The sequence below is a fragment of the Campylobacter sp. BCW_4321 genome (assembly GCF_001763075.1).
In the GTDB taxonomy this organism is placed as follows: domain Bacteria; phylum Campylobacterota; class Campylobacteria; order Campylobacterales; family Campylobacteraceae; genus Campylobacter_D; species Campylobacter_D jejuni.
Window position 1 is genome coordinate 42224 of record NZ_MJYA01000064.1, and the last position, 25612, is coordinate 67835.

Here is a 25612-nt window from a genome sequence, read left to right on the forward strand (position 1 = left end):
GATTTTTCCTTAATCATTTTGCTTTAATAAATTCTGCGTTGCTTCTTGCACGCTTTTACCCTTAAAAATTGCCACTACTTCATTTACAATAGGTGTATAAATTCCTTTCATTTTTGCTAATTTTTCTATGGCATAAGCAGTTTTTACACCTTCTGCTACTTCATTAAGTTCGGCTAAAATACTATCTAACTTTTGATTTTGCGCCAGTTTTAAACCCACTCTATAATTTCTTGATAAAACACTCGTTGCAGTTAAAAACAAATCCCCTGCTCCACTTAACCCTAAAAAAGTTTCTTCTTTAGCGCCAAAAAATTTACCAAAACGGTGCATTTCTATAAGTCCTCTTGAAATCAATGCTGCTCTTGCATTATTGCCAAGTTTTAACCCATCACTAATCCCACTTGCAATCGCCAAAACATTCTTATAAGCACCACAAATTTCAGCACCACGCACATCATTATCAATATAAGTTTTAATAAAATCAGGGAAAAAACTTGCAAATTTTTTACAAAGCCCTTGATTTATCCCACTAATCATCAAAGCAGTAGGAAGTTTTTGCATTACTTCAGCAGCAAAAGAAGGACCACTTAAAACACAAAAATTTTCTTTTGGTACAAAATCTAAAAAAATTTCATCTAAAAATTGACAACTTTGATCTTCTATGCCTTTTGAAGCAATTAAAATTTTTTGTCCCTTGTTGATAAAATTTTCTTTAAGCCAAGCACGCATTCCTTGAGAACTTAAAGCAAAAATAAGATATTCACATTCTAAAGCTTCTTTTATACTAACAAAATCTTCTAAATCACGCTGATGCAAAGAACTGATAAAGCAATTGTGATTTTCTTTTAAGGCTAGATGTAAAGCACTGCCCCATTTTCCCGCACCAATAACCGCTATACGCATCAACCAAGCTTTGCTTTTAAAATTTCATTTACTTTTGCAGGATTAAAAGCTCCTTTGCCTTCTTTCATTACTTGACCCACAAAAAATCCAAAAAGCTTCTCTTTACCACTTTTATACTCTGCAACCTTATCAGCATTTGCATTTAAAATTTGTTCAATCACCGCTTCTATGGCTGAGTCATCACTTACTTGCTTAAGTCCTAGCTTTTCTATAGCTTCATCAATTTCCATGCTAGTATTTTCAAACACAAAAGCTAAGACATCTTTAGCCGCTTTTGCACTGATAGTGCCATCTTCTATGCGTTTAATTAAAACTCCAAGCTTTTGAGCATCTACGGGAGAATTTTCTATAGTCAATTCTCCTTTTAAAAGTCCCATAAGTTCAGTATTTAACCAATTTACACAAAGCTTAGGATTTAAATTTTGAGAAATAAGACTTTCAAAAAAACGACTCATTTCTAAAGAACTGATTAAAACCTCAGCATCACTTTCTTTTATACCAAGCTCGTCTATAAAGCGTGCTTTCTTCTCATCAGGAAGTTCAGGGATTTTAATATCCAAAAACTCATCTTTTAATAAAACAGGCAATAAATCAGGATCTGGAAAATAGCGATATTCTGCCGCTTCTTCTTTACCACGCATACTTCTTGTAACTAAATTTGTTGTATCAAAAAGTCTGGTTTCTTGAACTACTTCTTGTTCGTAAGTTCCATCTTCCCAAGCCTCACTTTGTCTTTTTACCTCATATTCTATAGCTTTTTGGATAAAACGAAAAGAATTAAGATTTTTAATCTCTACCCTAGTATAAAGTTTTGTATCACCCTTAGGTCTTATACTAACATTTGCATCGCATCTAAAACTTCCTTCTTGCATATTTGCATCTGAAATGTCTAAAAAGCGTATGATAGAATGAAGCTTTTTAAGATAAGCTACTGCCTCATCGCTACTTCTAAGCTCAGGTTCGCTGACAATCTCAAGCAAAGGAGTTCCTGCGCGATTTAAGTCCACTTTAGAAAAATTATTTTCGTGGATATTTTTACCTGCATCTTCTTCTAAGTGTGCTCTTGTAATACCTATGCGTTTATTTTCACCCTTTACATTGATAAAAAGCTCACCCTTTTCTACTATAGGGATATCAAATTGTGAAATTTGATAAGCCTTAGGTAAATCTGGATAAAAATAATTCTTACGATTAAAAACACTTTTTTTATTAATTGTTGCATTGACAGCTTTTCCAAAAGCTATAGCTTTTTTTACAACCTCTTCATTTAAAACAGGCAAAGCTCCTGGTAAGGCCAAACAAGTGGGACAAACATTGGTATTTGGAGCTTCTCCAAAAGAAGTTGCACATGAACAAAAGATTTTTGTTTTAGTATTTAATTGAGTATGAACTTCAAGACCTATAACTACTTCAAACATAAAATTTCCTTGAATTTTTAAATGCTTTATTTTATCTTTTTTTCTTTTAGAAAAGGCTTTAAATATTAGACTTTGATTTGTATTTGTTTAATTTTAAAATTATGAAATTATAAAACAACTATTTTTTCTGATTTTTAAGTTCATAGTTTTCTATAAACAACATAAAAACCAAAAATAAAAGCAGGCTAAAAATAAACCCCAAAACAAGATAAAAATAAGATATAAATTTAAAAAGGAGAAAAAAGGTGCACAAAAGCATTAAAGCTAAAGATGCACCTTTAAAAAATTCTAAAATATAGATCAATGACCTTCCTCAACAACAGTTGCACCCGCTAAATATACATAAGTTAAAATCATAAAAATAAAAGCTTGTAAAAATGCCATAAAAGTTAAAAGCACATAAGCAGGAAGCGGAGCTATATAAGGAACTAAAGCTAAAATTACCATCAAAAATAAATCGTCACCTTTAATATTTCCAAACAAACGGAAGGACAAAGAAACCACACGAGAAAGATGAGAGACTATCTCTATAGGAAACATCAAAGGAGCTAAAAGTTTAATAGGTCCCATGAAATGAGCAAAATACTTTACAAAACCTTGTGCCCTAATACCCTCAAAATGATAATATACAAAAACTATAATAGCCAAGGACAAAGTCAAATTTAAACTTGCAGTTGGAGCGTGAAAACCAGGTATTATACCTATAATATTACTAAAAAACACTATAATCCCCAAAGTTGCAACCAAAGGAAGATATTTTCTTGCACCTTTTTCACTTCCCATGGTATCTCTACCCATAGATAAAACTCCCTCTAAAAAAGCCTCACCTAAATTTTGCATACCGCGTGGAACAAGTTGCATAGAACGAGTAGCCATCATAGCCACTATAACAGCAATTAAAGCTACCAAACCTATGTGAAAAAAATAAGAAAAAGTATGACTTGCATCAAGCAAAGAGCTAAATAAAAATAAATCTTTCATGGTTTCCTCAAAAATTTTATTCTAAACTCGAAATTTTAGCAAAATCTTACTTATATTTTAATGAAAATTTACATCCATTCTAAAACTTGCGAAAGTTCTTTAGCAACAAAACACGTAAGCCCTATATCTTCCAAAGGCTTAGAAGGAACAATGGCATTTTTAAATTTTTGCATTTTAGCTTCTTTTAAACGCGTATCAAGGCTAAAAACCTCTCTAATTTCTCCATTTAAACTAAGCTCCCCTATAAAAATACTATCTTTGCTCAAAGGGCGATTTTTAAAACTTGAAATAATAGCTGCAACCACAGCCAAATCCGCAGCAGTTTCACTTACTTTTACTCCGCCGCTAATATTTACAAATACATCATAATGTCCTAAAGGAATTTCAAGCTTTCTTTCAAGCAAAGCCAAAAGCATATCTAAGCGATTTTTTTCATATCCCGTAGCGCTACGCTTTGGATAAGAACTTTCACACACTAAAGCTTGAACTTCTAAAACCAAAGCACGAGATCCTTCCATCACAACCCCTAAAGCGCTTCCTGAAATAGCCTTTCCACGAGTAAAAAAACGATTTGCCAAATCTTTTGCGCTGATCAAACCTTTAGCAGTCATCTCAAAAATACCTACTTCATTCGTTCCACCAAAACGATTTTTAAAGCCTCTTAAAAGTCTAATTTCTTTAGTGGCATCTCCTTCAAAATAAAGCACCACATCTACCATATGTTCAAGAACCCTAGGTCCTGCTATAGCACCTTCTTTAGTAATGTGCCCTATGATAAAAGTACTGATATTATAAGCCTTGCTAACACGCATAAGTTCAAAAGTAATCTCACGCACCTGAGTGATGCTTCCTGCTGCTGAAGTGATTTTATTTGAATAGAGAGTTTGTATAGAATCAATGATAAGAATGTTATAATCTTTTTTGTGCAATTCTTCTAAAATATTTTCAAGGCAAAGCTCAGTAAGTAAAAATAAATTTGGAGTATTAGCCTCAAGACGATCGGCTCTTAATTTAATCTGAGCTTTACTTTCTTCGCCACTGACATAAAGCACTTTTTTACCCTGTTTAGCTAAATTTGAAGCAATTTTTAACAAAAGCGTAGATTTTCCTACGCCTGGACTTCCACCTATAAGCACTAAAGAACCTTCAACAAGCCCTCCACCTAAAACCAAATCAAGCTCATTATCATCTGTGCTGTATCTTGTAAAATGTTCTAACTCCACATCTTCAATACAAACAGCTTCACTTGTTTTCATACTAACTTGTGCAAGCTCTTTTAAAACTTTAATTTGCTCCGCTTTTAATTCTATAAAACTATCCCAAGCTCCACAATCAGGACATTTTCCAAGCCATTTGCTTTGTTGATTTCCACAAGCTTGGCATTCAAAAAGTGCTTTATTCTTTGCCATTATTCAAAAATAGGATCTAATAAAGTATCTAAATAAGCACTTGCATTAAATTCTTGTAAATCCGTCATTTGCTCACCTACGCCTACATAAAAAATAGGAAGTTCAAGCTCTCTTGCTATGCTAAAAAGCGCACCTCCTTTAGCAGTCCCATCAAGCTTTGTGATAATCACGCCATCAAGTTTTACAAGCTCATTAAAAGCTTTAGCTTGTAAAATTCCAGCATTTCCCTGTGTTCCATCTAAAACTAAAATTTTTCTATGGGGTGCACCTTCTAAAGCCTTGTTTGAAATTCTTACAATTTTTTCAAGCTCATGAGCTAAATTTTTTTGATTTTGCAAACGCCCTGCTGTATCGATAATAACCCTATCAAAATCCTTTGCTTTTGCTTTAGAAATGGTATCAAAAGCAACCGCTGAAGGATCATGCCCTTGCGCAGTTAAAACTATATCTACATCCACTTTTTGCGCCCAAAGTTTTAATTGCTCAATCGCACCTGCTCTAAAAGTATCACACGCTCCTAAAATCACTTTTTGATTTTGGTTTTTATATAAATAAGCAAGTTTGGCAATACTTGTTGTTTTTCCTGCTCCATTTACTCCTAAAATAAGCTCTACAAAAGGTTTTTCTTGATTGATTTCTTTTTTTTCATAAAGAAAATAAGAACCCATAACACGCTTTAAATCTTCTTTTTTTACTTCATTTTGAGGTGGTAAATAATAAACTATCTCTTCAACTATTTCATAACTTACATCTGCTTCAAGCAAAATTTCTTCAAGCAAATCTTTGGTTATCTTTTTATTCTCTCCTTTAACTCCAATAATATTTTCAAGAGTTTTTGTAAGTCCTTTTTTAAAAAAATTAAACATTAAAGTATAGCCTTTTGTATATCGATTTCTAGCATTTCTTCAGGAATAAGCCCTAAATACTGATTAATCAATTTAGAATGCTTGTTGTAAAGAAACATGGTAGGAATTCCATTTACCCCACCTAAAACTTTAGCTAAAAGATAGTTATTTTCACCATTAGAGACTTTATAAGATATTTTATGTTGTTCTATAAATTTTTGAATCTCCTCATTAGACTTATCCTCTAATAAAACTCCAACTATATTAAAATCATTGTTATACTTTTCTTGCAGTTTGTTAAGATGAGGAATTTCCGCAATACAAGGAGTACACCAAGTAGTAAAAAATACAAACAAAGTTGCCTTATTTTCATCGTTGAAATTTAAAACGGCATTTTCTTTTTTTACTGAAATTGATCCTCCATCAATCAAATTAAGTTTAAAATTCATATCATCACTTTGATTTATACTTGCCTCGGTGCTTAAATTTACATCATTTTGCTGTTTTTCTTTATCATTGCTACAAGCAACAAATAAACAAGATATTACCACTAGTAAAAGTATTTTTTTAATCTTCATTATTTATCAATCCTTTATTCTTCTTTATAAAAATGCTAAAATTATAACATATATAAGATAATATTTTTTTAAAGGCATATTAATGGAAAAAACAGATTTTAGGGCATTGCAAAAAATACGCCTTTTCAAACATTCAAAACTAAATTTCAAACAAGATTATAAAATATTTAAAGAATGTCTTAAAATAATAAAACTATTTAAAGCTAAAAATATTTTAATTTTTATTCCTTTGCATTATGAACCAAACTTAATAAAATTTCGCCATATTCTTAATAAAAATTACAAACTTTTTGTTCCATTTATGCAAGATAAAAGTTTAAAAATTGTAAAATTAAGATTGCCTTTTATTAAAAAAAGGTTTGGGGTTTTAGAGCCTATAGATTCTTTTTTTAAAGCAAAAATTGATTTAGCCATTGTGCCTGTAATTGGCGTCGATAAAAATTTAAAAAGAATAGGACATGGGCAAGGTTTTTATGATAGATTTTTTGAAAATTTAAATTACAAACCTCATATAATATTTGTCCAAAGTATAGATGCTTTAAGTCAAAATAATCTAACACAAAAGCATGATATTTCAGGAAAATTATACATAAACCCTTATAAAAAATATTACAAGAAAGAAAGAAAAAATGATAGAATCACTTATCGCATTTATAGCCGCTATAGTCGGACTCGGTATAGGATATTTAGTTGCAAAAAAAATCAATGATGCCAAATATGAAATTTTCGTAGAGCAAGCTAAAGCTAAAGCCAAAGCTATAGAATACGAAGCAGAGCTTATTTTAAAAGATGCAAAAAATTCAATTCTTAATGCAGAATTAGAAGTTAAAAAAAAATATGAAGAAAAAACTCACAAAATTCAAAAAGATTTTAATCAAAAATTTGATGATCTTTCTAAAAAAGAACAAAAACTTCAGCAAGAAGAAGAAAAACTAAAAGAAGATAAAGAATACCTTTGCAAGTCACAAAAACACATTCAAGACTTACAAACTGATGTTGATAAATTAAAAAATAAATATCAAGAAAAACTTGAAGATGTTTTAAAAATTTTAGAACATTCTACAGGACTTACACAAAATGAAGCCAAAAAAATCATTCTTAAAAAAGTAGAAGAAAATTCTCGCGAGCAAATTGCACATATAGTAAGAAAATATGAAGAAGAAGCAAAAAATGAAGCCAAAAGAAAAGCTAATTTCATCATTGCTCAAGCTACCTCTCGTTTTGCAGGTGAATTTGCAGCTGAAAGACTTATCAATGTTATTAACATTAAAAACGATGAACTTAAAGGACGTATCATTGGTAAAGAAGGACGCAATGTTAAAACCTTAGAAATGGTTTTAGGTGTTGATATTATCATCGATGATACACCAGGTGCTATTATAGTAAGTTGTTTTAATCTTTATCGCCGTGCTATTGCTACAAAAGTTATAGAGCTTTTAGTTGAAGATGGCAGAATTCAACCCGCGCGCATAGAAGAAATTCACGAAAAAGTATGCAAAGAATTTGATAGTGCTATTCTAGAAGAAGGCGAAACCATAGTTATGGATCTAGGTTTAAATAAAATACACCCTGAAATTGTAAAACTCATAGGAAAACTCAAATACCGCGCAAGCTATGGACAAAACGCTTTAGCACATTCTTTGGAAGTAGCTCACCTTGCAGGAATCATTGCTGCTGAGTGCGGTGGGGATGAAAACTTAGCACGTCGTGCGGGAATTTTACATGATATAGGAAAAGCATTAACCCATGATTTTGAAGGATCTCATGTGGATTTAGGCGCAGAACTTTGCAAACGCTATAAAGAGCATCCTGTAGTAATCAATGCTATTTACGCACACCATGGACACGAAGAAGCTGCAAGCATAGAATCAGCAGCTGTTTGTGCAGCAGACACTTTAAGTGCTGCACGACCTGGAGCTAGAAGAGAAGTGTTAGAAGCTTTCTTAAAAAGAGTCAGTGAGCTAGAAGATATCGCTAAAAGTAAAGAAGGGATTAAAAATGCCTATGCAATCAATGCCGGAAGAGAAATTCGCGTCATAGCCAATGCTCAGCTTGTTAATGATGATGAAAGTGTACTTTTGGCTAAGGAAATAGCAGCTGAAATTCAAGAAAAAATGCAATATCCTGGCGAAATTAAAGTCAATGTTATACGTGAACTTAGAGCTGTAGAATACGCTAAATAAGGTTTATTATGCAAGATATGATTGATACTTTAATAAAATATGGTTATATTGTTTTATTCTTTTACTCTTTAGGAGGTGGAATGGTTGGAATTTTAGCTGCAGGAGTTTTAAGTTCTCAAGGAAAAATGGATCTTAGTTTTTGCATTACTCTTGCTTTTATTGCTAATACCATAGGTTCAACTTTGCTTTTTATACTTGGAAAATATTATAAAAAAGATATTATGCCTTATTTTAAAAAACACCGACGCAAACTAGCCCTTGCTATGATGAAAACAAAACAACACGGAATTATTTTACTTGTAACTCAAAAATTTATTTATGGTTTAAAAACTTTCATTCCCATAGCTGCAGGTATGGCAAAATATAATTTTATTAAATTTTTTATTATCAATACTCTAGCTAGTTTGGCATGGGCTATTGTTCTAGGTTTTGCTGCTTATACTTTTGGGTATGTTATTGAAGCAATTTTTGATAAACTGAGTTTATATCCTTATACTGCTCCTTTATTTTTATTATTTTTAGCTGGAATAATTTGGTTTTATTTAAGTAAATTTTCCAAAAAATAATGTCTCTATGGAATTCTTTTTTTTACTCTTTTAAAGAATTTCATTATTTATTTTTATCTGTTGTTATTATTTTTATTTTTAATATCCTTTTAGAATATAATAATTTTTTAAACTTTAAAAACCAAAAACATTACTTTATAAGTAAAGTTCTATTAACGCACCAATATATAAAATATAATAAAAAAAATAAAAAATACTGGGTTTTAAAGCTACAAACTGAAAACTTCACTTTTTATACTACAAGTTTTAAGGATTTAAATTTAAGCAAGAATCAACTTTTAAGCCTTAGAATTATCACCCATAATATTAACTTTAAAGACTATCTGAGCAAAAGTTTTTATGCACCTTCTTATGATTTTAAAAAATTAAAAGAAAAAGAATACAATCCCATTATATCTTACTTCTTAAATCAACATACAAATGAAAAAATTAAAGAATTTTATGGTGCTTTATTTTTTGCACTGCCCATATCTTTAGAGCTTAGAAACGATGTAAATTACTACGGCATAGCACACCTTATAGCAATTAGCGGTTATCACATAGGCTTACTTTTTAGTTTAGTTTTCTTTATTTTAGCTCCAATTTATAGTTTTTTCCAAAAAAGATATTTTCCTTATAGAAATTTACGTTTAGATTTAAGTATTTTAATTTTTACACTACTTTTAGCTTATGCTTATTTAATAGGGTTTGTCCCTTCTTTTGTGCGCTCCTTGATTATGGCTTTTTGGGTTTTTTATCTATTGTGTAAAAATATAAAAATTATTAATTTCTTTACACTTTTTTGTAGTATTTTATTGTGCATTTCTCTTTACCCTAGACTTTTATTTAGCATTGGATTTTTATTTTCTATTTTAGGTGTTTTTTATATTTTTTTATATATGCATCATTTTACAAATAAATTTAATAATCTTATAAATATTATTTTGCTTAATATTTGGACTTTTTTTGCTATGGTTTTACCTGTGCTTTATTTTTTTCCACTTATAAGCTACCAACAAATTTTAGGTATTATTTTGAGTGGAATTTTTGTAATATTTTATCCTTTAGTATTATTTTTGCATCTTATAAACTATGGAGATTTGCTCGATTTTATCTTAGATGAATTTTTTAAATTTAAAATTTATGGAACTAATATCCATATCCCGTTTTGGATTTTTATAAGTTATCTTATTACTTCTTTAATCTCTGTGCGATTTAAATATCTAGCTTTTCTTTGTATTTTTGCGAATTTTATTCCCTTCATTATGATTGTGATTTAGAAAATAATAGAGTTTAAGCCCAAAAAGATAAATAATCCAAGAAATATAAATCCAAATAAAAAAGAATAAAATAGTAGAAAAAGATCCATAAACACTAGCGTATGTTTTATTATATACCACATAATATACAAATAAATTTTTTCCTATATACCAAATAGCACCCGCTCCAAAAGATACTAAAGCTAAACTTTTAAGAGTTCCCTTATGAACAGAACTTGAATAAGATATAAAAAATAAACCCCAAATAATTACAAAGGGTAAAATTTCAAAAAAATTAAACCCTATTTTATAATCATCTAAAGTTTGTTGGATAAAACCTGAAATATAAAAACTAAGCCCAAGCCCTAAAGGAACAAGAGTCAAAAGAGTCCAATAAGAACTAATGCTTTGCCAAAGTCCTTTAGGTTCATTTTTAGTAATGCGATTGATTACAAAATCATAGCCTGAAAAAAAAGCTAAAGAAGTAAATGCCATAGCAATAAGACCTACAATACCCAAATTTACACTATTTTTTAAAAAAGTATCAATGTAAGTAGCAACAATATCTTGTTGCGTTGGTATTAAAAAAGCAAAAATTACTTGCTTTGCTTTTTCATAATAAGCTTTAAAACTGGAAATTTGCGTAAAAACAGAAAAACATACAAATAAAATAGGTATTAAAGATAATACAGTATAAAAACTAAGCGCTGCTGCATAATTTAAAATTTCCTTATCGCGCAAATTTAGCAAAATAGTAAAAAAATTTTTCACCTTCTAAAGTCCCATTTTAAAAGGATTTAATATATTATTTGGATCAAAAACTTTTTTAATATTTCTCATTAAATTCATTTCGGCTTCAGAAAAAGCTAAATTCATAAAAGGTGCTTTAGAGAGTCCGATACCATGCTCTCCGCTTAAAGTTCCTCCAAGTTTCACTGTTAATTTAAAAATCTCTTCTACAGCTTCGTAGCCTTTTTTCACCTGCTCTTTATCATTTTTATCAGGAATCATAACATTAGTATGCACATTTCCATCCCCTGTATGCCCAAAACAAGGAATTTTAAAACCATATCTTTTAGAAATCTCATCTATACCTTCAAGCAAAGCAGGTAGTTTAGAACGCGGAACTGTAATATCTTCATTAAGTTTTAAAGCCCCATACATGGCAATACTTTGAGAACAATTCCTTCTAGCAAACCAAATATCTGCGGCTTCTTGTTCATCTTTTGCTATTTTAAATTCACTAGCTCCAGCTTCTAAAAAATAATATTCTAAATTTCTTAAATCCTCATCAATAGCTTCTTTAACATTACCATCCACATCAGCAATCAAAATAGCACCCGCTTCTATAGGCAAACCTTTATTAAATTTACTCTCAACCGCTCTAATGCTAAGATTGTCTAAAAATTCCATAGATACAGGACTTACACCGCTAGCAAGACTTTTGTAAACCGCATTCATAGCACTTTTTACACTTGGAAAAATAGCAAAAGCAGTTTTTTTGAATTTAGGTAAAGGTATTAATTTTAAAGTAAGCTCACTTAAAACTGCCAAAGAACCTTCACTAGCGATTAAAATTCCTGCCAAATTATAACCTGCTACATCTTTAATAGTGCGTTTTCCTGCACGAATGATTTCTCCGCTAGGCAAAACAGCCCTTAAAGCCATCACGTAATCTTTTGTAATGCCATATTTTGCAGCTCTCATTCCCCCAGCATTTTCGCTTACATTACCCCCTAAGCTAGAATACTCCATGCTAGCAGGATCAGGCGGATAAAAAAGTCCGTATTTAGCCACTTCTTTTTGTAAATGTATATTAATAACCCCAGGTTGCACAACAGCCACTAAATTTTCAAGATCAATTTCCAAAATTTTATTCATATGCTTTTCAAAAGCAAGCACCACCCCGCCATTAACAGCTAAAGCTCCTCCTGTAAAACCAGATCCTGAGCCTCGTGGTATGACTATGATATTATTTTCATTGCAAAATTTTAAAATTTGAGCAATATCTTCTTCATGTCTTGGAAAAAGAACCCCATCGGGTAAATAATGTTTTTTTGTCGCATCATAGCTATAAGCTCTTTTGTGAATTTCATCAAAATAAGCGTTTTCTTCTCCTAAAAATCGTTTAAAATATTGTTCAAATTCTTTTTTCATGTTTATTGCACCTTAGGAAGATTAATCAAAGCATCATAATACCTATAATAATTTCCTATTTCTTGAGAGTTAAAATCAAAAAAATTACTTTTATATCCACCTATACGAGAATAAAAAGGAACCTGAACGCTAGTTGGCTTGCTTATAGGCACTTCATAAAGCTTATTAAAATCTTGACAATCCACAACTTCTGCTTGATTTTCCAAAGCCACAACCAAAATGCCAACCGCATTATCATCACAAAATTGCCTAAAATCTGAACGCTTGGGAGAAAGAGTGGCCGTTCTAATTAATTGCGCTCCAAAAATGTCAATATGAGTAAAATATATCTGCGGAAATTCTCTAACAAGTTCATTATAAGTTTGTTCATCAGGAGCAATTACCAATCCTCTATCATAAAGAAAATTTAAAACAACCTCATCACCTACTTTAGGTAAAACATTTGGCAAAGGCAAAGCATCTTGCTTAAGAGCTGAAAAAACGCTAAATTCTAATTTTGCCAAACCATTTTTTTTATCTATAACACTTGCTCTAGCGATGATACTTTGCGAATTGCTAAAATGTTGTACTACTACGCCACTTGAATAAAGTTTTATATCATCACTATCTTTAATATAACCATAAATATCATCAACTTTTACAAGTTCACTTTTTATAGGTTTTAAATCAAATCCAACCGCAAAGAGGCTAAGGTTTAAAGCTAAAAAACACACTATAGTTTTAAACAAATTTACTCCTTAAATAAAAATTTATAGAATTATAATCCTTTTTTGTTAAGCAATTGTAAGAAAAATAAAGTAAAATATAGCTTTCAAATTTCAAAATTCTTTTAAAAATTAAGGTTATCTCATGAAAAAATTATTACTTTTATTTATTTTTGTTATTCAAAGTTTTGCAGCTTTAAGTGTTGAAGAGCTAACTTGGGATAATGGAGATACCTTACTTAAATTCTTACAAAGAAATTCCATACCTATGTCGCTTTATTATGGACTTGATAGAGAAGATCAAGAGCTTGCTTCCGATATAGCCTACAAAATAAAATATCAAGTTTTAAAAGATGAAAACAACAACATAGAACAAGTTTTAATTCCAATTAGTGATGATTTACAAATTCATATCTATAAAGATAAAGGTGGACAATACACTCTTGCTTTTACTCCTGTATCTTATCAAAAAGAAGATAGAATTTTACATTTAACCATTAAAAGCTCTGCTTATCAAGATGTCTATGAAGAAAGTGGTAGCAGCACTTTAGCTCGTGCTATGGTTCGTGCTTTTCGAGGAAGTATAAATTTTCGCAATATCCAAAAAGGTGATGAAGTAACCCTATATTATGAACAAAAAAGACGCATGGGTAAACTTTGGGGTGATATAAATATAAAAATGGCAATGGTAGAAATCAATAAAAGCGCAAGAGAAGTCTTTTCTTATAATGATATATTCTATGATCGTGATGGCAAAGAATTGGAATCTTTTTTGCTTACAAAACCTGTGAATTACACTAGAATTTCTTCTCCTTTTACAACAGCAAGATATCATCCTATATTAAAACGCTATCGCGCCCATCTTGGTATAGACTATGCTGCACCTACCGGAACTCCCGTGAAAAGTGCTGGCAAAGGAGTAGTAACCTTTATAGGCACAAAAGGTGGTTATGGAAATGTAATTCAAATCAAGCATGACTCAGGTTATATGACTTTATATGCTCATCTTAGTCGTTTTGCAAAAATTAAAAACGGACAAAAGGTAAATCAAGGACAAGTAATTGCATATGTTGGTTCAACTGGTATGAGCACAGGTCCTCATTTGCATTTTGGAGTATATTTAAATAATAAAGCTATAAATCCTGCATCTGTTGTAAAAATCGCCAAATCAGAACTTAGTGGAAAAGCGAAAGAGAATTTTAAACATATCATAGCTGGATACGAGCAGGTTGTTAAAGAAGCCCTAGCCTCGAATCAACCCAATCCTCCAAAAGAAGAAGATTTTGAAAACTATATAGAATTTTAATTACTCAACAACGCTTTATCTTTTGCATTGATTAAAGAATTTAGAAGAGTTGCAAGCTCTTCTTTTTCTTTTTCATTAATTTCACAAAAATCCACATCAATCAATTGTTTCACCAAAGCTTCATTTAGCAAATCCCCATCGCCAAATTCTCTAGCTTTTTGAATGATTTTTAACACTCTTAAATCTTTTCTTTCGTACATTTTAATCCTTTAAATAAACCACACTCACAAAACGCTTAGTCGTTTTATCTCGACGATAAGAAAAAAAACTCTCATCATCAAAACTACAAATTCCACAATCTTTAATATTTTCAATGCCTAAATTTTGCGCTTGAAATTTTACTAAAGCTTTTAAATCAAGTTTATCGTCTTGAACAAATTCTTTAAATTCTTTTTTAGCAAATTCTAAAATTTCTCCATCTATTTCATAATTTTTAGCACAAATTCCAGGCAGGATAAAAAGATGAAATTTATTTTTATCTAAATGTGAATTTTGTATAGCAATTTGATCAACGCATTCTTTTAGGATATTTTCAAAGCTTCCTTTTCTACCTGAATGCAAAGCTGCTATAATGCCACTTTCATGATATAAAATTAAAGGCAAACAATCCGCACTTAAAACACAAAGAGCAGTATTTTTTTCCTTGCTTATAAGCCCATCACAACTGAGATTTTTTAAATTTTTATCATAAATAATAACTTTATGGGAGTGAATTTGATCCATAAAAACACATTTTTCAATGTCTTTAAAACCTAAATGAGAAAATAAATTCTCATTATGAATTTTAGCCCTAAAAACATTATAATCCTTATCAAAAGCACAAAAAATACCGACTTTATCATTTTCTAATAAAGATAAGAAATTCTTTCCACTTCTTCCCATGATAATCCTTTGTTTTTGCCTTGTAATTGTGCATAAATATAACGAGCAAGCAAATCACTTTCTATGTTGATTTTTCTACCTACTTGATAGTCTTTAAAAAGCGTTTCTTTAAAGGTAATAGGAATAATAGTAAGCCTAATACCATTTTTTAAAATTTCATTGATAGTAAGACTTACTCCATCAACGCCTATACTTCCTTTTTCTGCCATAAATTTCATAGCTTCTTTAGGTAAAGATATATGAAAATCTACTCCATTTTCATCTTTTTGAATTTTTTCAAGTGTGCCAATAAAATCAATATGTCCTTGCATAAGATGTCCATCAATTCTATCACCGTATCTTAAAGCAGATTCTATATGAACTTTATCTTTTAAATTTTCTATAGCTATATGAGTGCGACTTTCACGAGAAAGCTCCACTTCAAAACCTCCCTCATAAAGTTTTGTCACACTCAAACAAGCTCCATTCACAGCTATACTATCGCCAAGATTTGGGCGATATTTTGCTTTTAAACTTAAAGTATTGTTTTGATAAGATTGAACTTTAGCAATTTCTCTTATGAGTCCATTAAACATTTTTTACCTTAAAAAATCTTATTTAATAATTTATTTACCGCTTTATCTACTTTATCGCCTGTACTTTTAGCACCATCACTCACACCACCACCTACTACATTTTTAATAGAATTTAACACACTTCCTGCATTTAAATTTACTTTAGGGTTTTCCGTAGTTCCTGTAATGCTTCCTTTAAAATTGGCTCTATCGAGTTTAATATCAAAAGGCAAATTTAAAGCCCCGCTTTTAGAATTTAAAGCTCCTGATTGTACTAAAATATAAGAACGATCTGCTTGCATATTAAGATCAAGTTTGATATTTTCTTTTTTAATCAAAGCTTTAGCATTAACAGTGCGATAAACATCATTTGTAATATCTTTTAGCGTTAAAATTTTTAAAGCATTGGTAATAAGATTTGGTTTTAATTTACCCTCTTTCATGTCCAAATTAACCTCGCCTTCTTCGCTTAAAAGATTGTAATTTGCCTTCACATCTGCCTTGCCTTGATAAACATCCATAAAGTCCAAACTTTGAGCTAGACTACTTAAATCCACTCCATTTAAATCAGCAAGCAAAAGGTTATTTTTAAGTGTGCTTTGAAGCTTCCCTTCAAATAAATTTGGACTATTTACAACAAAATTTAAACTCTTATCAAAACCTACCTTTCCATTAAATTCTGCCTTACCTTTAAGTTTTCTATCCAACAAAAAGCCTAGTTTTGAAAAATCATTTATCTTTAGACTAAAATCCGAATTTAAAAGCATTTTGCCTATATCAAAACTTCCTTGTAGTTTTGTAAGATCAGCTAAAGATGAATTTAAAACGGAATCAAATTGAGCGATATTGTTTTTAAAATTAATTTTGGTATTTAAATCATAACTTGTATTGTTTGGAAAATTTTTATTTAAAATGTTACTTAAAGTTGTAGCATTTAAAATACCTTTAGCTTCTAAATTTGCTTTACCATTAAGGTTGTTAAATTCGATATTATCTAAATTAACTTTTGCATTAACAATCCCACTGGCATAATTTGGCATACCTGCTATAACAAAAAGTTTAGATAAATCAAGTTTATCAATGTTTAAATCAAGTTTTTTACCATTTGAATCAGCCTTGATTACACCATCTGCCAAATTTGCATTTGCATTTAAATTTTGTATTTGAGTGCCTATAATATGAGCTTTTGCAGTAAGATCTGCCTTACCTTGTAATTTTTGTCCTGCTATAGTACTAAACTGAGACAAGTCATCAATAAAAGCATTTAAATCTGTATTTAACTCACTATTTTTTAAATTATAAGTTCCTTGAAGTTTTTTAATATTAAGCAAATTTGAAGCAAGTAAAGCATTGTAAGAAATATTGCTATTTTTTGCATTTGCTTTAGTATCAAGACTAAAAATTGTATTTGGAAGTTCTATTTTGGCTATTTTTTTAAGCTCATTGGTGTTAATCTTTGCATTGTTTATTTTTGCTTCAAGATCGAAATTAGAAAAATCTAAATCCGCATTTAGAAGTTTAGCATTTAAATTTCCAGAAACCAAAGCTCCATATCCTGCAAGAGCTAATAATTTTTCCAAACTTACTTCATTAATATCTGCAAAAATTTTATTATTTTTCAAACTTGCCTTTACCTCTCCACCAAGTCCGATAACTTGAGCATTTAAACTTGATAAGGCATTATTTACAACACTTGTTTGACCTATCACACCCAAACTACCATTTAGTCTAGTTTTTGTAAGTTTTTCAAGCTTTGCAAGAGAAGGAATACTTAAATTAAAATCAGTACTTAAAGCATTCTTGCTAATATCATAAAGAGTTTTTTGGGTTTGTAAGTTAAGATAATCATTGTAAATTTTACTTACAGCATAAATCTTATCTTCTTTAACATTGGCCAAAATTTCTGCTTTAGGATTAGAATTTAAAGGCAAGTCTAAAGAAAAATCTTTTTTTATCGCCTCATAGTTTATATAACTTGTATCAAGTTTTATGATAATATTTCCATCAGGTTTTAAATTCTGTGCTGAAATTTTTGCTTGAGCATTTAAAAAACCTTTAGCGTAACTAGGGTAAGATAAAAGATGAAGTATTTCTTCTACCTTAAGATTTTGCGCATCTAAATTTAAAGCAATAGGATTGTAATTATACATTCTTGCATTTAAAAGTACATTTGAACCTAATAAATAACCTTTTCCATCTAAAGTAAAATCACTTGCTTTACCTTGAATCTTACCGCCAAAAGAAAGGTTTTGATTTAAATTTAAACCTAAATTTTTAGCATAATTTTGATTTAAAGAAATAAGATAGTCAAAATCAAATCCAAGCTTAAAAGGACTCAAAGCTCCCTTGAGATTGAAATCTGCCATATTTGCGATATTTGCTTGCAGTTCAAGACTTGAAAAACGTAAATTAAAATGCGTGATATTTACATCTAATCCCGCACTTTCTTTGATCTTTTTTTGCGCTATATTTACCACTATATTATTACCAAAACTTGTAAAAAGTATGGTATAAATAGCAATTAAAAGCACAACAACAAAAGCTATAACTCCATAAAAAATCTTTTTCATTTTTATCCTTTAGTTTATTTTATAAAATAACTTTAGTCTATAAAACTAAACTTTTATAAATATTTTAATTTAAAGTATTGACAAAATTCATTTTTTATAGTATGATTTTATCACTCTAAATAAAAGAGTGCTAAAATCAATATTTTTAAGGATGGACAAAAATGAATTTTCAACCTTTAGGAAAGCGTGTTCTAGTTAAACGCGTTGAAGAAACCAAAACAACAGCCTCAGGCATAATTATACCAGATAATGCTAAAGAAAAGCCTTTAATGGGTGAAGTAGTGGCAGTAAGTAAAGAAATCACTGATATTGCAAATGGTGATAAAATCGTGTTTGCCAAATACGGTGGAACAGAAATTAAACTTGATAATAATGAATATTTAGTTTTAAATTTAGATGATATCTTAGGAATTTTAAAATAATTTATAAAAAGGATAAAAAATGGCAAAAGAAATTATTTTTTCAGATGAAGCAAGAAATAAACTTTATGAGGGCGTTAAAAAACTTAATGACGCGGTAAAAGTAACTATGGGGCCAAGAGGACGCAATGTTTTAATACAAAAAAGCTTTGGTGCTCCAAGCATTACTAAAGATGGCGTAAGTGTTGCTAAAGAAGTAGAACTTAAAGACAGTCTTGAAAATATGGGTGCTTCACTTGTAAGAGAAGTAGCAAGCAAAACAGCTGATCAAGCAGGGGATGGAACAACTACTGCAACGGTTTTAGCTCATGCAATTTTCAAAGAAGGTTTAAGAAATATCACAGCAGGCGCAAATCCTATTGAAGTAAAACGCGGTATGGATAAGGCTTGCGAAGCTATAGTAGGCGAACTTAAAAAACTTTCTCGCGAAGTAAAAGATAAAAAAGAAATTGCACAAGTTGCTACAATCTCAGCCAACTCTGATGAAAAAATCGGAAATTTAATCGCTGATGCTATGGAAAAAGTGGGCAAAGATGGTGTTATCACTGTTGAAGAGGCAAAATCAATCAATGATGAATTAAATGTAGTTGAAGGTATGCAATTTGACAGAGGTTATTTAAGCCCTTATTTTATCACTAATGCAGAAAAAATGACCGTAGAGCTTTCAAGCCCTTATATCCTGCTTTTTGATAAAAAAATTGCAAATTTAAAAGATTTATTACCGGTTTTAGAACAAATTCAAAAAACAGGCAAACCACTTTTAATTATCGCTGAAGATATTGAAGGTGAAGCGCTTGCAACTTTAGTTGTAAATAAACTTCGCGGTGTTCTTAATATTTCAGCCGTAAAAGCTCCAGGTTTTGGCGATAGAAGGAAAGCTATGCTTGAAGATATAGCAATTTTAACAGGCGGAGAAGTGATTTCTGAAGAACTTGGAAGAACTCTTGAAAGTGCGACCATACAAGATCTTGGACAAGCTTCTAGCGTAATTATCGATAAAGACAATACAACCATAGTAAATGGCGCAGGTGAAAAAGCAAATATCGATGCAAGAGTAAATCAAATCAAAGCACAAATTGCTGAAACAACTTCAGATTATGACAGAGAAAAATTGCAAGAAAGACTTGCAAAATTAAGTGGCGGTGTTGCAGTTATTAAAGTAGGCGCAGCAACTGAAACTGAAATGAAAGAGAAAAAAGATCGCGTTGATGATGCTTTAAGTGCTACCAAAGCAGCAGTGGAAGAAGGTATAGTAATCGGTGGTGGTGCAGCACTTATCAAAGCAAAAGCTAAAATCAAACTTGATTTAAAAGGTGATGAAGCAATTGGTGCAGCTATCGTTGAAAGAGCTTTAAGAGCACCTTTAAGACAAATTGCTGAAAATGCAGGATTTGATGCAGGTGTGGTTGTAAATAGTGTAGAAAATGCTAAAGATGAAAACACAGGATTTGATGCTGCAAAAGGTGAATATGTCAATATGCTTGAAAGTGGAATTATCGACCCTGTTAAAGTAGAAAGAGTAGCTTTACTTAACGCAGTTTCTGTAGCTAGTATGCTTTTAACCACAGAAGCAACAATTAGTGAAATTAAAGAAGATAAACCTGCTATGCCAGATATGAGCGGTATGGGAGGAATGGGTGGTATGGGCGGAATGATGTAATATCTGCTCTAACCTCTAATCAGCAAGAAAAATTCTTGCTGATTACCAATTTAATTTAAAAACACTCCCTTGATTTTCTACAGATTCGCAAATAATCTTAATATCATTATCATCACAAACTTTTTTTACCAAAGAAAGCCCTATACCAAATCCTCCTTGATCGGTATTAAATCTTGTATATCTATCAAAAATTTGATTTAAATTTGACTTTGAAATTCCACAACCTGTATCCGCAATACTTAAAAAATTGGCTTTCAAAATTATAGAAATTACTCCACCTTTTTTATTGTATTTAATAGCATTGCTTATAAGATTATCAATCAATTTAGAAATTTGATTTTTAGGGGCAAAAATATTTGCTTGATTTAAATCAAGCTTTAGTGTAATTTTTTTTTGCTCAAAAAATACTTTGAAATATTCCAATCTTTCTTCAAGTAGCATTCTTAAATCAAATTTTTGTTTTTCTGTTTCTAAGGTATTAGGAAAATTATAAAAAACAAGATCAGAATACACTTGAGACAAACTTTTTGCAGCAAGCTTAATCCTTGTAAATTTAGCATTATCTCCTAAATTTTGATGATCAAGTTGTTCTATACTCATCAAAATAATACTTAATGGGGTATTGAGTTCATGAGTTGAATCTTTAATAAAACGATTTAGTGTGCTGATTTTATCCTCTAAAGGCTTTAGAGCAATTTTTACTAGAATATAAGATATTAAGCCCAATATGAAAAAAGCCATAATAGCAAAACCAAAAACTTTCGTTCTAATCCAAAAAAGATCTTTACCAACATCTTCACCCTGTATTAAAATTTGCAAACCATCGTTAGTATTTACTTCTTCATTGCTAGCATGTCTTAAAAAATAATGATCTGCACTCATAGGAGCAAGAAAAAAAACCTTATTATCACAAATACCTCTACCTTTAAGCTCTATCTTTGCCTTTCTTAAATCAAAATCTATATTACTAAAAACAATCTTTTTAGCATCAAATATAGCAAATTTTAATGCTGTGCTTTGAGCAATATTTTTTGCACTTATATCTATAGGGGTAAAACGAGAATTTAAGATGCTTATAACAATATTTCTATGATTTTCTCTCAAAGTGGCACCCTTTAAAACAACTAATTCTTCATATAATTTTTGATACCATAATGCAAAAAAAATAGTTAAAAAAATACCTGTAGTTGTTAGATAGATTAATAAAATTTGCCTAATGACTTTTTTAGCCATAGCAATATCCCCTGCCTCTTTGATTTATAATTTTTTCTTTTCCTAAAATTTTACGTAAATTTTTCACATAAGCCCTTAAACTTAGCTCACTAGGCTCCTCATCATAATCCCAGAGTTCTTCAAAAATTCTCTCTGTGCTTAAAAAGTTGTTTTTATTTTTAAGTAATAAAGACAAAAGCTTAATTTCTTTACTCGGTAAAGTCAAGGCTTTATTATTATAGTAAAGAATTTGTGTAGTAAATTCAAATCTAAATCCATCCCCTAAATCTTCAAAATCTTCATTTTTATGTGAAAAAGCTCTTTTAAGCAAAGCTTTAACCCTAATAGATAACTCAGCAAGTTCAAAAGGTTTTTTTATATAATCATCACAACCTGCATCAAAGCCTTGTTTTAAATCGTTTGTTGTATTTAAAGAAGTCATGAAAATTGCTGGGGTTTGCTTTCCGCTTTTTCTTAATTCTTTAAGCAATGAAAATCCATCTCCTAAAGGAACTTTTACATCTAAAATCCAAAGATCAAAATATCTTTCATAAGCTATATCTAAAGCTTCTTGCGCATTATTGCATAAAAATACTTCATATCCTTCATCATTTAAAAACTCTTCAATGATCTCACTCAAACTCAAATCATCTTCTAAAAGTAAAATTTTAGCAGCCATAATTTAAATCTTTCTAATTTCAAATCTCTTAAAATATATATCATTGTATCAAAATTCCTATCAATTATTTAATAAAATTTCATTTTTATTTAATTTATTTTTATCTATAATCCTTTTATATAAATAAATTTTTCCTTAAGGAGTTAAAATGCTTCCAAAATGGGATAATAGCTATAGTGTGCACAATGCTAAAATTGACGAGCAACATAAAAAGCTTTTTGAACTTGCTGCAAAAGTTGAAGTTGTATCAGATAGATCTGTAAGTAAAAATGAAGTCAAAGAACTTTTGGCTGAATTTTTTAATTATATGAAAGATCACTTTAATGATGAAGAAAAATACATGCAGCTAATAGGCTATCCAAATTTAGAAGAACATCGAAAAATACATAAAGAAATCATCCAAACCATGATTAATTTAATCAAAGATATCAAATCAACCAATGATCTTAAAGAAAAACTTTATATAGTGGCTAAAAAGTGGCTTTTAGAACACATACTATACGAAGACATGAAAGTTGAAAAATGGAGAAGTTCTTCTTTATCTACAGATGATGGCAGTGATATTAGCTTTGAAGCAGCAGAAGATGAAGATAATGAGCATCCACAATTTTATCTTTATATCTGTAATTGTCCTGGTAAAATTCACGATGTTCCTTATAACATTCATCAAAAAATAGAACTACAAGGTCACAAATTTACCTGCAAAACTTGTAAGCAAATTATAAAATTTTACAAAAAACATTCTTAAGGAGGATAAAATGAAACACAATGTAAAAACTTATTCTTTTAGAATGCCTTTAGAGCTTAAGGAGCGTTTGGATAATTTAAGTAAAAATCTTTCTAAGCCAAAATCAGCTATAATAAAAGAAGCTATAGAAGCTTATCTTAATGAAGTTGAAGATTTTTCTTTTGCTGTTAATGCCCTAGAAGAACTTAAAGATGGGGATTATCAAAAGGCGAGTAAAAAAATAGATAAAATTGTCAAAAATCTTCAAGAAAATTCTAATGATAACGAACTTGGTGATTTTGATTTTGCTATTGAAGCTTTAGAAGAACTTAAAGATGGGGATTATCAAAAGGCGAGTAAAAAAATAGATAAAATTGTCAAAAATCTTAAACAAACAAAATAAAAACTTTATCACAATTTTTTGTGATAAAGACTTATTAATTTTTTATGTTAAAATACATTTACGAATATTAAAAATGGAGTTAAAAAGTGGCTCCGGATGTAGGATTCGAACCTACGACCAATCGGTTAACAGCCGACTACTCTACCGCTGAGCTAATCCGGAATATTTAAAAGTAAAATGTAATTATAGTGAAATTAAAAAACTTTGTCAAGGGTTTTTACACAAAAATGCATTTTTTATGCAAAAAATTAATTTACTCCTTAACAATAACACTTTTTAAATTTCTAAAATAAAACAAATTTACCCCATCTTCATATAAATAATCAAGCTTCATTCCATGTGTTTCTAAAATAGTATTTACAATATAAAGCCCTAATCCAAAACTTGATTTTTGTTTTGATCCTTGAGTAAAAGCTTGAGTATAATATTCTAAAGTATTGTTAAGCTCAGGACCACGATTTTTAAAACAAATATAATCGTCTATAATATCAATTTGCACAAACCCATCTTCAGAATGTTTAATACCATTATCTATCATATTTTTAATCGCTGTAGTAAAAAGTTTAAAATCCACATTTACAAAAAAACTTTCTTCCATAAAAATACGTATATTGCTATCATCTCGCATTGCAATTTCTTTGGCTTCATCTAAAACATCTAAAATATTGTATTTTTTTCTATTTATAAAAGCAGCCCCTGAAGTAATTTGCTCAATAGCAGCGAATTCATTAATTAAAATTTCAAGTCTAGTAAAAACCCCATTTAAGCGCTCTTTATATTTATTATCTTCTATCATTTCTAACGTTAAGAGCCCTTTAGTAATAGGAGTTTTGAGTTCATGCATAATATTTCTTAAAAAAAACTGACGAGATTGGTTTAGCTTTCGAATTTGAACAATGGCTTGATAAAAAGCTTCACTTACTTGTGAAATTTCATCCACCCCAGTGCTTACATCTTCTATATCACTAAGCTTTCCTTGGGCAAATTTATCAATTTGTTTTTTAAGTCTTTTGAGTGGTTTTAATTTTTTAAATATATAAATATAAAGCAATACAAGAATACAAATCATAGCTACAGCTATAGCTTTGATAATAAAATACCTATAGGTTTGATAATCTTGATCTTTATAAAGATAAACCTTTCCATCATAAATAATATTTAAATACACCTGTCTATTATAAGAAATAATCTCGATTAAGCCATTATTAACCTCAACCCTAGCTAAAACATCACCTCTAAAAAGAATTTTACGGATCTGCTTTGCTTCTGTTATCTCATCCATTTTATTATAATTTTTTGTCTGCTCTTCAAATTCTTTTTCGCTGATAACTCCTGCAAAATTTAAGAGTCTTGCATTAGCTATTAAAGAATATTTTGTATTTAATTCTCTAGTATAATTTTGCTGATCGTATTCTATAAGCCACAAAAAGCCTAGTATAACACTAACCCCAGCAAAAATAAAAATAAAAGTTATAGTATAAAAAATCGAAGATTTATTCATTGAGTAAGCTTATAACCTATTCCACGTATAGAGTGAATATATTTTGGAGTTTTTGGATCATCTCCCATCTTTTGACGAATTCTACTAATAATAACGTCTATACTTTTATTGCTAGAATCCTCACTAATAGAAGAACAATTATAAACAAGCTCTTCACGACTTACCACTCCACCCTCTTTTTTAATCAAATAGCTTAAAATATCAAATTCAGCATTAGTTAAAGTAAGCTCTTGTCCTTTCATGGTAATAATATGCTTATATTGATCATAAACAAGATCTTTTACACTTTTTGCTATGGCGCTTTTTGTATTTGAAATACGTCTTAAATGACTTTTAATACGTGCTTGTAATTCTTTTGGATTATAAGGTTTTGGTAGGTAATCATCTGCTCCAAGTTCTAAAGCATTAACCTTATCTGTAATATCATGTCTTGCACTTGAAATAATAATAGGCGTATCATACTTTTTACGAATTTCTTCACACACTTCAAGCCCATCAAGCCCTGGCAAAGAAAGGTCTAAAATGATAAGCTGATACTCTTTTAATGCGAGCTTAGAAAGACCTATATAAGGCTCATGAGCTATATCAACTTTCATATCAAATTTTTCCAAATATTCAGCTGTAATTTCTGCTAATTCTAAATCGTCTTCTATCATAAGAATATTTGTCATAGTTTTCCTTTATTTTAAACTTAATTTTAATTTTAAACTAAAATTT

26 protein-coding genes, 1 tRNA gene and 2 pseudogenes are annotated in these 25612 nt (G+C 30.1%); 10 read left to right on the forward strand and 19 right to left on the reverse strand.

What is annotated here, in order from left to right:
• Positions 1-9 precede the first annotated feature (9 nt).
• The 7 genes from AJN58_RS08255 to AJN58_RS08285 form a co-directional block, all read right to left on the reverse strand.
• On the reverse strand, positions 10-906 hold the full coding sequence (locus AJN58_RS08255) for an NAD(P)H-dependent glycerol-3-phosphate dehydrogenase (protein ID WP_079396983.1): 897 nt from the start codon (positions 904-906) through the stop codon (positions 10-12).
• Entirely contained in the window at positions 903-2321 is a 1419-nt protein-coding gene (gene gatB, locus AJN58_RS08260; protein ID WP_044779078.1) for an Asp-tRNA(Asn)/Glu-tRNA(Gln) amidotransferase subunit GatB, read from the reverse strand. Before gatB ends, AJN58_RS08255 begins: the two co-directional genes overlap by 4 nt.
• A 118-nt stretch (positions 2322-2439) precedes the next feature.
• Positions 2440-2625 carry a hypothetical protein gene (locus AJN58_RS10430; protein ID WP_044779077.1) on the reverse strand — a complete coding sequence of 62 codons (186 nt, stop codon included), beginning with the start codon at positions 2623-2625 and terminating at the stop codon, positions 2440-2442.
• Entirely contained in the window at positions 2622-3302 is a 681-nt protein-coding gene (locus tag AJN58_RS08270) for a F0F1 ATP synthase subunit A (RefSeq protein ID WP_002858390.1), read from the reverse strand. The genes AJN58_RS10430 and AJN58_RS08270 overlap by 4 nt, the downstream gene beginning before the upstream one ends.
• A 68-nt stretch (positions 3303-3370) precedes the next feature.
• On the reverse strand, positions 3371-4711 hold the full coding sequence (radA, locus tag AJN58_RS08275) for a DNA repair protein RadA (protein ID WP_044779075.1): 1341 nt from the start codon (positions 4709-4711) through the stop codon (positions 3371-3373).
• Positions 4711-5577, reverse strand: coding sequence for a signal recognition particle-docking protein FtsY (ftsY, locus tag AJN58_RS08280; protein WP_044779074.1), 867 nt, complete (start codon positions 5575-5577; stop codon positions 4711-4713). The genes radA and ftsY overlap by 1 nt, the downstream gene beginning before the upstream one ends.
• Complete coding sequence (locus AJN58_RS08285) at positions 5577-6134, reverse strand: TlpA family protein disulfide reductase (RefSeq protein WP_044779073.1); 558 nt, start codon at positions 6132-6134, stop codon at positions 5577-5579. The genes ftsY and AJN58_RS08285 overlap by 1 nt, the downstream gene beginning before the upstream one ends.
• Positions 6135-6216: 82 nt before the next feature.
• On the opposite strand from AJN58_RS08285, the gene AJN58_RS08290 reads away from it, so the two are divergent.
• The 4 genes from AJN58_RS08290 to AJN58_RS08305 are packed head-to-tail and all read left to right on the forward strand — an operon-like array spanning position 6217 to position 10142.
• Positions 6217-6843, forward strand: a complete 627-nt coding sequence (locus AJN58_RS08290) for a 5-formyltetrahydrofolate cyclo-ligase (protein ID WP_044779072.1) — start codon at positions 6217-6219, stop codon at positions 6841-6843.
• Positions 6764-8317, forward strand: coding sequence for a ribonuclease Y (gene rny / locus AJN58_RS08295; RefSeq protein ID WP_070292175.1), 1554 nt, complete (start codon positions 6764-6766; stop codon positions 8315-8317). Before AJN58_RS08290 ends, rny begins: the two co-directional genes overlap by 80 nt.
• A gap of 8 nt (positions 8318-8325) precedes the next feature.
• Positions 8326-8883 (forward strand): DedA family protein, encoded by a 558-nt coding sequence (locus tag AJN58_RS08300; protein WP_044779070.1) that lies wholly within the window; start codon positions 8326-8328, stop codon positions 8881-8883.
• Positions 8883-10142 carry a ComEC/Rec2 family competence protein gene (locus AJN58_RS08305; protein WP_070292177.1) on the forward strand — a complete coding sequence of 420 codons (1260 nt, stop codon included), beginning with the start codon at positions 8883-8885 and terminating at the stop codon, positions 10140-10142. The genes AJN58_RS08300 and AJN58_RS08305 overlap by 1 nt, the downstream gene beginning before the upstream one ends.
• Here the strand turns inward: AJN58_RS08305 and AJN58_RS08310 are convergent.
• From AJN58_RS08310 to AJN58_RS08320, 3 genes are read right to left on the reverse strand one after another with little or no spacing between them, the layout of a single operon-like run.
• Positions 10086-10892, reverse strand: coding sequence for a YihY/virulence factor BrkB family protein (locus tag AJN58_RS08310; RefSeq protein ID WP_044779068.1), 807 nt, complete (start codon positions 10890-10892; stop codon positions 10086-10088). The genes AJN58_RS08305 and AJN58_RS08310 overlap by 57 nt on opposite strands.
• A gap of 3 nt (positions 10893-10895) precedes the next feature.
• Positions 10896-12278, reverse strand: coding sequence for an FAD-linked oxidase C-terminal domain-containing protein (locus AJN58_RS08315; RefSeq protein WP_044779067.1), 1383 nt, complete (start codon positions 12276-12278; stop codon positions 10896-10898).
• A 2-nt stretch (positions 12279-12280) separates the two neighbouring features.
• Positions 12281-13006, reverse strand: a complete 726-nt coding sequence (locus AJN58_RS08320; protein ID WP_002853792.1) for a plasminogen-binding N-terminal domain-containing protein — start codon at positions 13004-13006, stop codon at positions 12281-12283.
• A 121-nt stretch (positions 13007-13127) separates the two neighbouring features.
• On the opposite strand from AJN58_RS08320, the gene AJN58_RS08325 reads away from it, so the two are divergent.
• Positions 13128-14288 carry a M23 family metallopeptidase gene (locus AJN58_RS08325; protein WP_044779066.1) on the forward strand — a complete coding sequence of 387 codons (1161 nt, stop codon included), beginning with the start codon at positions 13128-13130 and terminating at the stop codon, positions 14286-14288.
• Here AJN58_RS08325 and AJN58_RS08330 read toward each other — a convergent pair.
• From AJN58_RS08330 to AJN58_RS08345, 4 genes are read right to left on the reverse strand one after another with little or no spacing between them, the layout of a single operon-like run.
• Positions 14285-14488 (reverse strand): hypothetical protein, encoded by a 204-nt coding sequence (locus AJN58_RS08330; protein WP_044779065.1) that lies wholly within the window; start codon positions 14486-14488, stop codon positions 14285-14287. The genes AJN58_RS08325 and AJN58_RS08330 overlap by 4 nt on opposite strands.
• 1 nt (position 14489) lies before the next feature.
• Positions 14490-15170, reverse strand: coding sequence for a polyphenol oxidase family protein (locus tag AJN58_RS08335; protein WP_044779064.1), 681 nt, complete (start codon positions 15168-15170; stop codon positions 14490-14492).
• Positions 15134-15745, reverse strand: a complete 612-nt coding sequence (locus AJN58_RS08340) for a riboflavin synthase (RefSeq protein WP_044779063.1) — start codon at positions 15743-15745, stop codon at positions 15134-15136. The genes AJN58_RS08335 and AJN58_RS08340 overlap by 37 nt, the downstream gene beginning before the upstream one ends.
• A gap of 8 nt (positions 15746-15753) precedes the next feature.
• Positions 15754-18294 (reverse strand): hypothetical protein, encoded by a 2541-nt coding sequence (locus tag AJN58_RS08345; protein ID WP_044779062.1) that lies wholly within the window; start codon positions 18292-18294, stop codon positions 15754-15756.
• A gap of 161 nt (positions 18295-18455) precedes the next feature.
• Here AJN58_RS08345 and groES point away from each other — a divergent pair, with 161 nt between their 5' ends.
• The gene (gene groES / locus AJN58_RS08350; protein ID WP_002825273.1) at positions 18456-18716 is read left to right on the forward strand and encodes a co-chaperone GroES; all 261 of its coding nucleotides are present in this window, start codon (positions 18456-18458) and stop codon (positions 18714-18716) included.
• 19 nt (positions 18717-18735) lie between these two features.
• The gene (groL, locus tag AJN58_RS08355) at positions 18736-20373 is read left to right on the forward strand and encodes a chaperonin GroEL (protein WP_044779061.1); all 1638 of its coding nucleotides are present in this window, start codon (positions 18736-18738) and stop codon (positions 20371-20373) included.
• A 42-nt stretch (positions 20374-20415) separates the two neighbouring features.
• Here the strand turns inward: groL and dccS are convergent, their stop codons facing one another.
• Positions 20416-21606 (reverse strand): two-component system sensor histidine kinase DccS, encoded by a 1191-nt coding sequence (gene dccS, locus AJN58_RS08360; RefSeq protein ID WP_044779060.1) that lies wholly within the window; start codon positions 21604-21606, stop codon positions 20416-20418.
• Positions 21599-22264, reverse strand: coding sequence for a two-component system response regulator DccR (gene dccR, locus AJN58_RS08365; RefSeq protein ID WP_044779059.1), 666 nt, complete (start codon positions 22262-22264; stop codon positions 21599-21601). The genes dccS and dccR overlap by 8 nt, the downstream gene beginning before the upstream one ends.
• 148 nt (positions 22265-22412) lie before the next feature.
• Between dccR and AJN58_RS08370 the strand changes: the two genes are divergently transcribed.
• The 3 genes and pseudogenes from AJN58_RS08370 to AJN58_RS10595 form a co-directional block, all read left to right on the forward strand.
• On the forward strand, positions 22413-23012 hold the full coding sequence (locus AJN58_RS08370; protein WP_002861919.1) for a bacteriohemerythrin: 600 nt from the start codon (positions 22413-22415) through the stop codon (positions 23010-23012).
• Between the two features lie 10 nt (positions 23013-23022).
• Positions 23023-23262, forward strand: a pseudogene (locus tag AJN58_RS10435) (ribbon-helix-helix domain-containing protein); the annotation flags it as partial.
• 45 nt (positions 23263-23307) lie between these two features.
• A pseudogene (locus tag AJN58_RS10595) lies at positions 23308-23394 on the forward strand (CopG family transcriptional regulator); the annotation flags it as partial.
• Positions 23395-23481: 87 nt separating this feature from the next.
• On the opposite strand, the gene AJN58_RS08380 reads toward AJN58_RS10595, so the two are convergent.
• From AJN58_RS08380 to AJN58_RS08390, 3 genes are all read right to left on the reverse strand, one after another.
• Positions 23482-23556, reverse strand: a tRNA-Asn gene (locus AJN58_RS08380).
• A 91-nt stretch (positions 23557-23647) separates the two neighbouring features.
• Positions 23648-24895 carry an ArsS family sensor histidine kinase gene (locus tag AJN58_RS08385; protein WP_044779058.1) on the reverse strand — a complete coding sequence of 416 codons (1248 nt, stop codon included), beginning with the start codon at positions 24893-24895 and terminating at the stop codon, positions 23648-23650.
• Complete coding sequence (locus tag AJN58_RS08390) at positions 24892-25566, reverse strand: response regulator transcription factor (protein ID WP_002777451.1); 675 nt, start codon at positions 25564-25566, stop codon at positions 24892-24894. The genes AJN58_RS08385 and AJN58_RS08390 overlap by 4 nt, the downstream gene beginning before the upstream one ends.
• Positions 25567-25612: the final 46 nt, after the last annotated feature.